We start from the raw sequence: 12948 nt of genomic DNA, 5'->3' as shown, positions 1-12948 counted from the left end.
CAGGGGGAAGGCCACTTGGTCAAAAGTATGACAGGCTATGGCCGGGGAGAGGCTGTGCGCAACGGCCGCTCCATCACGGCGGAGGTCCGCTCGGTGAACAACCGCTATCTGGACTGTACTGTAAAGCTGCCCCGCATCTACGTCTTTGCAGAGGACGGGATCAAGGCCAGGGTTCAGGCCCATATTTCCCGGGGCAAGGTGGACGTTTACTTCTCCATCGGTCCCTCTGCCAATGGGGATGTGGCCATCTCGGTGAACAAGCCGGTGGCGGAGGGCTATCTGGCCGCCCTGAAGGATTTGCGTGACAGCTATGGCCTTCGGGACGATATCTCGGTATCCCTCCTCTCCCGGTTCCAGGACGTGTTTTTGGTAGAAAAGACCCAGGAGGACCTGGATGCCCTGTCCGCCGACCTGTTGTCTGTGCTGGAGCTGGCCCTGGATGACTTTGACGCCATGCGGGCCCGGGAAGGGGAGAAGCTGTGCCAGGACGTACGGGACCGGGCGGCCGTCATCGCCGGTCTGGTGTCCAAGGTGGAGGAACGGTCCCCCGGCATCGTGGCCGATTACCGGGCCAAGCTGCTCTCCCGAATGACCGAGGTGCTCCAGAACACCCAGATCGATGAGAGCCGCATCCTCACCGAGGCGGCCATCTATGCCGACAAGGTAGCGGTGGACGAGGAGACCGTCCGCCTGCGCAGCCACCTGTCCCAGCTGGAGCACATGCTGGAGCAGGGAGGCGCCATTGGCCGGAAGCTGGACTTTTTGATTCAGGAGTTCAACCGGGAGGCCAACACCATCGGCTCCAAGTGCAACGACGTGGAGACCGCCGGCTATGTGGTGGACATCAAGGCCCAGATCGAGAAGATCCGGGAGCAGATCCAGAATATTGAGTGAGGAGCGATGGGATGAAGCTCATCAACATCGGCTTTGGCAACATGATTTCCGCCGGACGGCTCATAGCCATCGTGAGCCCCGAGTCGGCCCCCATCAAGCGCCTGGTGCAGGAGGCCCGGGACAAGGGCACCCTCATCGACGCCACCTTCGGTCGCCGCACCCGGGCGGTGCTCATCATGGACAGCGACCATGTGGTGCTCTCAGCCCTCCAACCGGAGACGGTGGCGGGCCGCCTGAACGGGAAAGAGGCAGATCCGGCAGAGGAGGAAGAGGCGACTTGATGGGAAGAAAGAAAGAAAAGGGCACGCTCATCGTGCTCTCCGGCCCCTCCGGGGTGGGAAAGAGCACGGTCATCGCCGAGCTGCTCAGCGCGCGGAAGGACATCCACTTCTCGGTCTCCTTTACCACCCGGCAGCCCCGGGCGGGGGAGGAGGACGGGGTGAACTATAACTTTGTCACCCGCCAGCGGTTCGAGGAGATGATCGCCAACGATGAGCTGTTGGAATACGCGGAATATGTCCATAATTATTATGGCACCTCCCTGCGGGTGATCCGGGAGGAGCTGGCGGCCGGGATCGACGTGCTGCTGGATATCGAGGTCCAGGGAGCGGCCAAGGTGCGGGAAAAGTGCCCCGACGCCGTGTGCATCTTCATCATTCCTCCCTCCTTTGAGGAGCTCTCCCGCCGGCTCCACAGCCGGGCAACCGACAGTGAAGAGGTGATCCAGGGCCGGCTGCAAAAGGCCCGGGAGGAGTGCCGGCAGGTGCCCAACTACGATTACCTGGTGGTCAACGACAAGGTGTCCGAGGCGGCGGCCGAGATCATCGCCATCCTGACGGCGGAAGGCTGCCGCACCAAGAACCGCTTGAATCTGTTAGAAGGAGTCTGATTTGCCATGATGCTCGAACCCCCTATGAATAAACTGCTCCAGCAGGTGCCCAGTCGCTATATGCTGGTGAACGTGGTGGCCCAGCGGGCCCGCCAGGTGGCCACCCAGGCCGAGGACGCCGGTATCTCCCTGGAGGATAAGCCGGTAACCATCGCCATCCGGGAGGTGGCCGAGGGTAAGGTGGTCCTGGACGAGGAAGAAGAGGCATAAGCTGCGCATGGAGAGAGAGGAGGCAAGCGACGGGCGGTTTCCGCCTGCCGCTTGCCTCAGGCTGTCCTTAGGGCAAACAGGGGAGGGATGGAGTTGGTTGCCAGGATCGCGCTGAACGCCGCCACCTACGCCATCGACAAGCCCTACGACTACCTGGTGCCCCCCCAGCTGGCGGATCGGCTGGTCCCCGGTATGCGGGTCATCATTCCCTTTGGGCCGGGCAACCGGCGCACCGAGGGACTGGTATTGGCTCTGGAGGAGGCCGCTCCGGCCGGAGTGGCCCTGAAGCCGGTGCTTACTATCCTGGACGAGGAGCCGGTGCTGGACGGCCAGGCCCTGAAGCTGGCCCTGTGGATGCGGGAGCGGTGGTTTTGCACCGTGTACGACGCTGCCCGGGCCATGTTGCCTGCGGGCCTGTACTATGCCCTCCAGGACCGGTGGAAGCTGGCCGACGGAGTGGACCGGGAGACGGCCTACGAGGCTGCCGGTAAGTCGGAGCACGCCCGGCGAGTGGTGGAGGTAGTAGTCAGCCAGGCGGACGGGGCCGACGTGGCCACCCTCCGGGCCGCCTTCGGGGACAAGGATCCCAATCCCGCCCTCAGGCTGCTGCGGGACAAGGGCGTCCTGACACTGGAGACCAGTGCCGCCCGGGGGGTTGGGGACAAGACCCAGCAGGTGGCTGTTCTGGCCATTCCCCCCGAGGAGGCTCTGGCCCAGGTGGTCCCCCGGCGGCGCTCCGCTCCCATGCGGTGTGCCGTGGTGGAGCTGCTGTGCGCCCTGGGAGAGGCGGCCGCTAAGGAGATCTGCTACTTTACCGGGGCCTCCATGCCTACCCTCCGCTCGTTGGAGAAAAGCGGCATCCTTACCCTGGAAAAGCGGGAGGTCTACCGCCGGGTGGCGGTGGAGGGAGTGGAGCCGGCGGTCCGGCCCATCCTGAACCAGGAGCAGCAGGCCGCCTTCGCCGGTCTGGACGCCCTGGCCTCCGCCGGAAAGGCCGCCGTGGCTCTGCTCTATGGGGTCACTGGCAGCGGCAAGACCCAGGTGTACCTCAACCTGATCTATGAGGCCCTGGCCCGGGGCAAGTCGGCATTGGTGCTGGTGCCTGAGATCGGCCTCACCCCCCAGGTGATGCGGCTTTTCGCCGCCCACTTCGGAGAACAGGTAGCGGTGCTCCACTCCGCACTCCGGGCGGGGGAGCGGTATGACGAGTGGAAGCGTATCCGATCCGGGAAGGCCCGGGTGGTGGTGGGCACCCGCTCGGCGGTGTTTGCCCCCCTGAAGGACCTGGGACTCATTGTTCTGGACGAGGAGCAGGAGGCCAGCTATAAATCGGAAAATGTACCCAAATACCACGCCCGGGAGGTGGCAAAGTTCCGCTGTGTCCAACAGGGGGCCCTGTTGGTGCTGGCCTCGGCTACTCCGTCTATCGAGACCATGTATCAAGCCCGGCAGGGAATCTACCGCCTGTTCACCCTTACCCGACGGTATAACCAGCGGGAGTTGCCGCCGGTGGATATCGTGGATATGAAGGAGGAGCTGCGGCAGGGCAGCGGCGGCGACCTGAGCCGGCCTCTGTTGGCTGCCCTGGAGGAAGGGGCCGTTCGGGGGGAACAGAGCATTTTGCTCCTTAACCGCCGGGGGGCCAGCCGGATGGTGACCTGCGGGGAGTGCGGAGAGGCTCCTGACTGTCCCCGGTGCTCTATCCACCTCACTTACCACTCGGCCAACGGGCGGCTCATGTGTCACTACTGCGGCCACTCCCAGCCCCTGCCCGACGCCTGCCCCCATTGCGGAGGGGCGTTCAACTTCATCGGGGCGGGGACCCAGAAGGTGGAGGAAGAACTGCGGGAGGCCCTGCCCGGCCGGGAGATCCTCCGGATGGACGCCGACGCCGTTTCGGCCACCCACAGCCATGAGACGCTGCTGGGCCGGTTTGAGGCGGAGAACATCCCGGTGCTGCTGGGCACCCAGATGGTGGCCAAGGGCCTGGACTTCCCAAATGTGACTCTGGTAGGGGTGATCTCCGCCGACCAGTCCCTGTACGCCGACGACTACCGGGCGGGGGAGCGCACCTTCGCCCTGCTCACCCAGGTGGTGGGCCGGGCCGGCCGGGGAGAAAAGGGAGGAAGGGCTATCATCCAGACCTTCACCCCCGACAACGAGGTGATCCGTAAGGCCGCCCGCCAGGATTACGACGGCTTTTACGCCCAGGAGCTGGCCCTGCGGGAGCTGCGGGGCTGCCCGCCCTTCCGAGACCTTTTCATCATTACCGCCTCCGGGCGGCTGGAGGGGGCGGTATTGCGCACCTGCATGCGGCTGCGGCGCACCCTGGAGGGATGGCTGGCCCTGCCGGCCTACCGGGAGATCCATGCCAAACTGCTGGGGCCCGCCCCCGCCGCTGTGGCCAGGATCAACGAACGTTACCGTTACCGGCTCACCCTGGCCTGCGCCAACACCAGGCCGGTGCGGGAGATGGTGGCCGCCCTGCTGCGGGCCGCCCAAACTGACAAGGAAAACAAAGGGGTGTCCGTCTCCGCTGACGTGAACCCATTGGATTAGGAGGAAATGACATGGCACTGCGTACCATTCTCACCGATGAAGATCCCGTGCTGCACAAGGTGTGCCGCCCGGTGACCAGCTTTGACGGACGGCTTCACGACCTGCTGGACGATCTGAAGGAGACCCTGGCCCACGCCAACGGCGCGGGGCTGGCCGCCCCCCAGGTGGGCATCCTCCGCCGGGCGGTCATTGTGGTGGATGACAGCGGGGAGATGCTGGAGCTGGTGAACCCGGAGATCATTGCCCAGGAGGGGGAGCAGGACGGCCTGGAGGGCTGCCTGTCGGTCCCCGGCCGGTGGGGCTTTGTGAAGCGGCCCATGAAGGCCACCGTCCGGGCCCAGGACCGAAACGGAAAGTTTTTTGAGGTGGAGGGAGAGGGCATCGTGGCCCGCTGCTTCTGCCACGAGCTGGGTCACCTGGACGGCCACCTGTTCTCCGAGCTGGCTGACCGGCTGTACACCAACGATGAATTGGATGAGCTGCTGGGGGAGGAGGACGAGGCATGAGGATCCTGTTCATGGGCACCCCTGACTTCGCCGTGCCCTCTCTGGAGGCCCTCATTAGGGAGGGCCATCAGGTCTGCGGCGTGTTCACCCAGCCTGATAAACCCAAGAACCGGGGCATGAAGCTTCAGGCGCCGCCGGTGAAGGTGTGTGCCCAGGCCCACGATATCCCGGTATACCAGCCGGTGAAGCTGCGGGATGGCGCCGCTCTGGCCCTCATTCAGGAGCTGGCCCCCGAGCTCATCGTGGTGGCGGCCTACGGCCGCATCCTGCCTGACGACATCCTGGCTGCCCCGCCCAAGGGGTGTATCAACGTCCACTCGTCCCTGCTGCCCGCCTATCGGGGGGCAGCCCCCATCAATTGGGCGGTGCTCAACGGGGACAAGGAGACCGGTGTGACCATCATGCACATGGCCCACGATCTGGACGCCGGAGATATCATCTCCCAGGCGGCCACCCCCATCGACCCCGACGAGACGGTGGTGGCCCTCCACGACCGGCTGGCGGAGCTGGGGGCGGAGCTGCTGGTGGACACGGTGGCCCGGATCGCCGCCGGTACTGCCCAGCGCACCCCCCAGGACCACGAGAAAGCCACCCTGGCCCCCATGCTCAGCCGGGAGCTGTCTCCCATGGACTTTACCCGTACCGCCCGGCAGCTCCACGACCAGGTTCGAGGGCTCATCCCCTGGCCCGCTGCCGTCACTACCTTGGGAGACAAGCGGTGTAAAGTATTTTCAACTGTCATTTTGGACCAAAAGACCGATGCTGCCCCCGGCACCGTGCTCACTGCCGGGAAGGAGGGGCTCACCCTGGCCTGCGGTGAAGGCACCGTCCTGGGCATCGTGGAGCTCCAGCCCGACGGAGGCAAGCGGATGAAGGCGGTGGACTACCTGCGGGGCCACCCCATCCCGGTGGGATAACCCATGGAGCTGCTATGGTCAGCGGCGGCCACCGGACTGGTGATCGTTCTGGGCCTGTCCCTGGTGCTCCGATGGCTGGGCCGGGCGGGACTGCCGGTGCCCCTGGGGGCCGCCGCCCCGGCGTCAGATGGCTGTATCCCTGACCGGACAGAATGTGCAAAGGTATTTACCGTCACAGTTGCGTTTCGGGTGTTGCTCTTCCTTGCGGTGGGGCTGTTCGCCTGCCTGGTGCTCTATCCCGGTGCCGGTCCCGACGCAGCACTGTGGATCTGGCGGCGATGGGACGGCCTGCACTACATCAATCTGGCGGAGCTGGGCTATTCCGGCTATGTGGAGAATGGGAAAAACCTCTTTTTGGTGTTTTTCCCCCTATATCCCTGGCTGACCCGGGTGATTTCCTGGTTCACGGGCAATACTATGGCGGCAGGGCTGTTACTGTCCTGGCTGAGCTACGCCGGGGGCTGCGTTTTTTTCTACAAGCTGGCCGCCTATGAGTTGGGCCGGGCGGGAGCCCGCAGGACAGTGCTCTTCCTGTCGGTGTATCCCTACGCCTTTTTCTTCGGCGGACTCATGACCGAGGGCCTCTTTCTCCTCACCACCGCCGCCGGGCTGTGGTACATCCGCCGCCACCGTTGGTGGCTGGCGGGGCTGTGGGGGGTGCTGGCCGCCCTCACCCGGATGCATGGGGTGCTCCTCATCGGGGCGGCCTGCGCCGAGCTGGTGGAGAGCAGGGGAGGGCTGGACTGGAGGGCCGTGGTCCGCAGATTGCCCGCCCTGCTGCTCCCCCTGCTGGGCACCCTGGGCTATCTGGCCCTCAACTGGCAGGTGACCGGCGACCCCTTTGCCTTTACGGTGATGCAGCAGCACTGGAGCCAGGGGGCCAACCCCATCGGCGACACTCTGTGGTATGTAATGGAAAATGCCTTTACATACCCGGACGTCATGGTGCGCTGGCAGATCTGGATCCCCACCCTGCTGCTCTTTCCCCTGTGCATTGGACTGGTGGCCTGGGCGGGGAAGCGGTTCCGGAGCATGTACACGCTGTACGGCTTTGTTTATTTGGTGCTCAACTACTCCCTGTCCTGGCTGCTCAGCGCCGGACGGTACCTGTCCTGCGCCCTGCCCCTGTTCCTCTTCGCCGCCGGGCTCACCCGGGGGCGGCCCAAGACCGCCATTGTGGCTGCAAGCCTTATGGCTCTAGGGTTTGTGGTGAATCTGTACTGGTTCCTCACCGGGGGACAAATCATGTGATCTGCCTGGAGGTAGACAATGTATTTCTTCAATTATGTAGATCCTTATTACTGGATGATCCTGGTGCCCGCCATGCTCATCGCCCTGCTGGCCCAGCTGAACGTGTCGTCCACCTTCAACCGGTACGCCCGGGTGGGTAACCGCCGGGGGCTCACCGGAGCCCAGGCCGCCCAGGAGGTACTGCGGGCCCACGGGGTGCATGGCGTCCGGGTGGAGCGGGTGGCCGGCAAGCTCACCGACCACTATGACCCCAGGACCAACGTGATCCGCCTGTCCCAGAGCGTGTACGACTCGGCCAGCATTGCCTCGGTGGGGGTTGCCGCCCATGAGGCGGGGCACGCCGTGCAATACGCCCAGGAGTACGGTCCCATCCGCCTGCGGGGGGCCATTATCCCGGTGTGCAATTTCAGCTCCCAGATCTCCATCCTGCTCATCATCCTGGGCTTCGCCCTCTACTCTCAGCCCCTGTTCGCCGTGGGGGTGGTGCTCTTTGCCGTGGCCGCCTTCTTCCAGGTCATTACCTTGCCGGTGGAGTTTGACGCCTCCCGCCGGGCCATCCGGTGCCTGGGGGACACCCAACTGCTGGACCAGGAAGAGCTGCGGGGCGCCAAAAAGGTGCTGGGGGCAGCGGCTCTCACCTATGTGGCCGCCCTGCTGGTTTCCATTGCCCAGCTGCTGCGGTTCGTGCTGGCCTTCAACAGCCGCAGGAGGGATTGATATGACCGCCAGAGATGTGGCCCTCCGGGCCCTGGTGGCCTGTGAGAAGCAGGGCGCCTGGTCGGACGGCTTTTTGAAGAAGACGCTGCGGGCCGCCGGGCTGGACAGCCGGGACGCCGCTCTGGCCACCCGGCTGTGCTTCGGGGTGCTCCAGAACCGGATTTTGCTGGACCACTACCTGGAAGAACTGTCCACGGTGCGGCTGGAGAAGATGGAGCCCGCCGTTCGAAATGCCTTGCGGCTGGGGGCCTATCAAGTATTGTTCCTTGACAGGGTGCCCGACCATGCCGCTGTTAGTCAGGCGGTGGACCAGGCCCGACAAGGGGCCAAACACCCTCGGGCCGCCGGGCTGGTCAACGGGGTGCTCCGGGCCCTGGTCCGGCAAAAGGAGGCCCTGGAGCCTCCCAAGCACCCGGCCATCCGGTACAGCCATCCCAAGTGGTTGGCGGAGGCCTTCGCCGCCCGGCTGGGCGGGGAGGAGGCGGCCGCCTTTATGGCCGCCAACAACGGCCAGCCTCCCACCTGTGCCCAGGTGAACACCGTCAGGGCCACGGCGGAGGAGGTAGCCGCCTCCCTCCGGGCGGAAGGGGTGGAGGTGGAGCTCCATCCCTGGCTGCCCAACTGCCTGCTGCTGTCCCACACCGGGAGCCTGGAGGAGCTGGCCGCCTTCCGGAAGGGCCTCTTTTACATCCAGGATGCCGCCGCTAAATTAGCGGTGCTGGCGGCAGACCCAAAACCCGGTATGACGGTGCTGGACGCCTGCGCAGCCCCCGGCGGCAAGTCCTTCGCCGCGGCCCTGGCTATGGAGGGGCGGGGAAGGGTGGTCTCCTGCGATATCCACCCCCACAAGATCGACCTGATCCAGGCGGGAGCTGCCCGGCTGGGCCTGGACTGTATTTCGGCCCAAGTGCTGAATGCCAAGGAGTGTAAGGAAGAATACCTTGACGGATTTGACCTGGTGCTGGCCGACGTGCCCTGTTCCGGCCTTGGCATCATCCGGAAAAAGCCGGATATCCGCTACAAGGACCCCAAGCCCCTGGCGGGGCTGCCCGCCGTCCAGAAGGCCATTTTGGACAACGTAAGCCGGTATGTGAGGCCGGGCGGGGTCCTGCTCTACGCCACCTGCACCCTGCTGGAGCGGGAGAACGAGGACGTGGTGCGCGATTTTACTGACAGGCATAATGACTTTACATTAGAGGGATTTCAGATCCCCGGGGACTTTACCGGGGCGGCGGAGGGTATGGTGACCTGCTGGCCCCACCGCCACGGTACGGACGGCTTTTTCTTTGCCAAGCTGAGGAGGAAGGCATGACCGATATCAAATCCATGGATCTGGCGGAGATGACCGCCTATTTCAAGGAGCTGGGCGAGCCCGCCTTTCGGGCCAGGCAGGTGTTCCAGTGGCTCCACCGGGGGGCCAGATCCTTTGACGAAATGACCAACCTGTCCAAGGCTCTGCGGGAGAAGCTGAAGTCGGACTGCCTGCTCTGTCCGCCGGAGGTGGAGCGCAAGCAGGAGTCCAAACTGGACGGCACCATCAAATATTTGTGGCGGCTGTCTGACGGTAACTGCATCGAGACGGTTTTGATGCGCTACCATCATGGGAATACTGTGTGTATCTCCTCCCAGGTGGGCTGCCGGATGGGGTGCGCCTTCTGCGCCTCCACCCTGGGGGGCAAGGTGAGGGACCTGACCCCCGCCGAAATGCTGGATCAGGTGCTCTTTACCCAGATCGACTCCGGGGCCCCCATCAGCAATATCGTGCTCATGGGCATCGGGGAGCCGCTGGACAATTTTGACACAGTGATGCGGTTTCTGAGCCTGGTGAACAGCCCTGACGGGCTGAACATCGGCATGCGCCATATTTCCCTGTCCACCTGCGGCCTGGTCGAACAAATTGACAAACTGGCCGGGTATCAGTTACAATTAACGTTATCGGTTTCCCTCCACGCCCCCGACGACGAGACCCGCAGTAAGATCATGCCGGTGAACCGGGCGGTGGGAGTAGAGAAGCTGTTTGACACCTGCCGCCGGTATTTTGAGAAAACCGGGCGGCGGATCTCCTACGAGTATGCCATGATCGACGGGGTGAACGACGCCGACTGGCAGGCCGACCTGCTGGCCAGTCACCTGAAGGGGATGCCGGGCCACGTGAACCTGATCCCCCTGAACCACGTGGCGGAGAGCCCCCTGAAGCCCAGCCGCCGGGTGGCCCAGTTCCAGAAGCGGCTGGAATCCCACGGCATCACCGCCACGGTACGCCGCAAGCTGGGAGGCGATATCGACGCCTCCTGCGGCCAGCTCCGCCGGAAGGCCATGGCGGACGCCACCTGATGACAACCATCCAATCTCTGCCGCGGCTCCGCCGCGGGTACGGAAACGAGGCTGATACACTATGATATACGCGTGGGGCATCACGGATCGGGGAGTGGTCCGGGCCCAGAACCAGGACGGCTACTACCTGGACGTTCCGTCAGAGCATCTGGCGGTGGGGGTGGTATGCGACGGTATGGGGGGCGCCAGGGCGGGCAACGTGGCCAGCCTGATCGCGGTGGAGACCTTCGTGGACACCCTCCAGCGGGCCCAGGGCGCCCCGGACACCCCGCCGCCGGCGGTCCTGTCTATGGCGGCGGAGGAGGCCAACGAGGCGGTATACCGCCGGGCCAACACCGACCCGGACTGCTTCGGCATGGGCACCACCATGGTGGCGGTGCTGGTGGTGGAGCGCACGGCCTACCTGCTGAACATCGGAGACAGCCGGGCCTATCACATCAATGAGGGGGGCATCACCCGGCTCACCCGGGATCACTCGGTGGTGGAGGACATGGTGGCCCGGGGGGACATCACCCCGGAGCAGGCCCGCACCCATCCCCGGAAGAACCTCATCACCCGGGCCTTGGGGGCGGAGGAGCGCATCCGGGCCGACCTGTACGAGAAGGAGCTGGACAGCGGGGACTTTTTGCTGCTGTGCTCCGACGGACTGAGCAATATCCTCTCCGATCAGGAGCTGCTGTACGAGGTGCTCCACGGAGGAGAGCCCGCCGACTGCTGCCAGCGGATGCTCAGCATGACCATTTCCAGAGGGGCGCCGGACAACGTGACCGCCGTCCTATTCCAGATCCTTTGAAAAGGGGGTAATGAACTATGGATCAGTACATAGGGAAATTACTCGACAACCGATATGAGCTGCTGGAACGCATCGGCCTGGGCGGTATGGCCGTGGTGTACAAAGGCCGGGATCACCGGCTCAACCGGCTGGTGGCTGTGAAGATCCTCAAGGAAGAGCTGGCCCAGGACGCCGAGTTCCGCCGCCGCTTCCACGACGAGTCCCAGGCCGTGGCCATGCTGTCCCATCCCAACATCATGGCGGTGTACGACGTGTCCCACACGCCGGAGCTGGACTATATCGTCATGGAGCTGCTGGACGGCATCACCCTCAAGCAGTATATCCAGAAGAAGGGGGGCAAGCTGGCCTGGCGGGAGGCCCTCCATTTCATCACCCAGATCATGAAGGCCCTGTCCCACGCCCACAGCCGGGGTATCATCCACCGGGATATCAAACCCCACAACGTGATGGTACTGCGGGACGGCTCCCTGAAGGTAGCCGACTTCGGTATCGCCCGGCTCACCTCCTCCGCCCAGGCCACCCTCACCCAGGAGGCTCTGGGCTCGGTCCACTATATCTCCCCGGAGCAGGCCAGGGGCAGCCATATCGATGCCCGCAGCGATATCTACTCCGCCGGCGTGGTGCTCTATGAAATGATCACCGGCCGGCTGCCCTACGAGGGAGACTCCCCGGTGGCGGTGGCCATCCAGCACATCAACTCCATCCCCCTGTCTCCCCGGGAGATCGATCCGGAGATTCCCGAGGCCCTGGAGGCCATCACCATGAAGGCCATGGCCTCCGACGTGAACCAGCGGTATATCTCCGCAGACGCCATGCTGGCCGACCTGGAGGAGTTCCGCAAAAATCCCTCCATCAACTTTGACTACACCCCGGCGGATCTGCTGGTGGCGGGGGAGGATGAGCCCACCCAGGTGTTGGGAGCCAACACCCCCAGCAACGTGCGGCCCCAGCCTGTTCACACTGACCGGCTGGAGCGGGAAGAGGAGGCTCAGCACACCGCCCCTATCCCTCATCGGACCGCTCAGACTCACCGCCGGGAGGACAAGTACGACTACGAGGCGGTGCGGGGGGCCAACAGCCGCCTGCCCATCTTCCTGGCCATTGCCGCTGTGGCCATCTTTCTCATCGGTATGGGCGTGTTCCTGTGGACCTCCTTCTTCAGCAGCATCGGCAGCGGAGGAGAGACCCTGTACAGCGTGCCCAAGCTGTACGGCATGACCATCGAGGAAGCCCAGCAGCAGCACGACGTGGTGGAGGCCGGTTTCCAGATCGTTCAGGGCCAGACGGTGGCCAGCGACCTGCCCGCCGGGCAGATCGTCACCCAGGATCCGGAGAGCGGCCGCAACGCCTCCGCCGGGGCCACCATCACCGTCGCCCTCAGCGATGGCAGCCAGTATACCGAGGACAACGACGTGATGCCCGACGTGGTCAACCGGGATAGGCGCATCGCCGTCAGTACCCTGGAGGCCCTGGGCTACAGCGAAAGCGAGGGCACCCTGGTGATTCAGGAAGAGCCCAGCGAGGACGTGAATGAGAACTATGTCATTTCCAGCGACCCCAAGGCCAAGGAGAGCCTGGAGGGGGTTACCGTCATTACCCTGGTGGTGAGCACCGGCCCGGAGGATGAGCCTGTGACCGTCATCAACTTCGTAGGCATGTGGGAGGATGAGGCCCGGGAGAGGGCGGAAGAGGATCTGGAGCTGGTGGTGGCCTCCATCGACGGCGAGTACAGCGACCAAGTGGAAAAGGGCCGCATCACCTGGCAGAGCATCGACGTAGGTACCCAGGTGGAGAAGGGCCAGAAGATCCGCTTCCGGGTCAGCCTGGGCCCGGAGGAGGAGCCCACCACCGAGCCCACGCCCAGCCCCACGCCTACAG

The 12948-nt window shown here is 64.5% G+C and carries 13 protein-coding genes; all 13 read left to right on the top strand.

The features are described from left to right. Positions 1–15 precede the first annotated feature (15 nt). On the top strand, positions 16–894 hold the full coding sequence (locus H6B51_RS06780; protein WP_243421169.1) for a YicC/YloC family endoribonuclease: 879 nt from the start codon (positions 16–18) through the stop codon (positions 892–894). A gap of 11 nt (positions 895–905) precedes the next feature. Then, positions 906–1175, top strand: a complete 270-nt coding sequence (remA, locus tag H6B51_RS06775; protein WP_204882957.1) for an extracellular matrix/biofilm regulator RemA — start codon at positions 906–908, stop codon at positions 1173–1175. After that, positions 1175–1783 (top strand): guanylate kinase, encoded by a 609-nt coding sequence (gene gmk, locus H6B51_RS06770; protein WP_204882956.1) that lies wholly within the window; start codon positions 1175–1177, stop codon positions 1781–1783. The genes remA and gmk overlap by 1 nt, the downstream gene beginning before the upstream one ends. Before the next feature lie 6 nt (positions 1784–1789). Further along, a complete protein-coding gene (gene rpoZ / locus H6B51_RS06765; RefSeq protein WP_204882955.1) occupies positions 1790–1993 on the top strand; it encodes a DNA-directed RNA polymerase subunit omega in 204 nt (67 codons plus the stop codon). Positions 1994–2080: 87 nt separating this feature from the next. After that, on the top strand, positions 2081–4552 hold the full coding sequence (gene priA / locus H6B51_RS06760) for a replication restart helicase PriA (RefSeq protein ID WP_204882954.1): 2472 nt from the start codon (positions 2081–2083) through the stop codon (positions 4550–4552). Between the two features lie 11 nt (positions 4553–4563). Beyond that, a complete protein-coding gene (gene def / locus H6B51_RS06755) occupies positions 4564–5058 on the top strand; it encodes a peptide deformylase (protein ID WP_204882953.1) in 495 nt (164 codons plus the stop codon). Further along, the gene (fmt, locus tag H6B51_RS06750) at positions 5055–5975 is read left to right on the top strand and encodes a methionyl-tRNA formyltransferase (RefSeq protein ID WP_204882952.1); all 921 of its coding nucleotides are present in this window, start codon (positions 5055–5057) and stop codon (positions 5973–5975) included. Before def ends, fmt begins: the two co-directional genes overlap by 4 nt. A gap of 3 nt (positions 5976–5978) precedes the next feature. Then, on the top strand, positions 5979–7226 hold the full coding sequence (locus tag H6B51_RS06745; protein ID WP_204882951.1) for a glycosyltransferase family 39 protein: 1248 nt from the start codon (positions 5979–5981) through the stop codon (positions 7224–7226). Positions 7227–7244: 18 nt separating this feature from the next. Continuing rightward, entirely contained in the window at positions 7245–7943 is a 699-nt protein-coding gene (locus H6B51_RS06740; protein ID WP_204882950.1) for a zinc metallopeptidase, read from the top strand. Between the two features lies 1 nt (position 7944). Continuing rightward, a complete protein-coding gene (gene rsmB, locus H6B51_RS06735; RefSeq protein WP_204882949.1) occupies positions 7945–9255 on the top strand; it encodes a 16S rRNA (cytosine(967)-C(5))-methyltransferase RsmB in 1311 nt (436 codons plus the stop codon). Continuing rightward, positions 9252–10277: a dual-specificity RNA methyltransferase RlmN gene (rlmN, locus tag H6B51_RS06730; protein WP_204882948.1), complete on the top strand. Its 1026-nt coding sequence runs from the start codon at positions 9252–9254 to the stop codon at positions 10275–10277. The genes rsmB and rlmN overlap by 4 nt, the downstream gene beginning before the upstream one ends. 61 nt (positions 10278–10338) lie before the next feature. Continuing rightward, positions 10339–11070 (top strand): Stp1/IreP family PP2C-type Ser/Thr phosphatase, encoded by a 732-nt coding sequence (locus H6B51_RS06725; protein WP_204882947.1) that lies wholly within the window; start codon positions 10339–10341, stop codon positions 11068–11070. Positions 11071–11087: 17 nt separating this feature from the next. Continuing rightward, on the top strand, positions 11088–12948 hold a 1861-nt coding region (gene pknB / locus H6B51_RS06720), incomplete at its 3' end, for a Stk1 family PASTA domain-containing Ser/Thr kinase (RefSeq protein ID WP_204882946.1).

It is taken from the genome of Pseudoflavonifractor phocaeensis, from assembly GCF_016901955.1.
GTDB lineage: Bacteria > Bacillota > Clostridia > Oscillospirales > Oscillospiraceae > Flavonifractor > Flavonifractor phocaeensis_A.
This window is presented reverse-complemented; position numbering and strand designations above follow the sequence as displayed.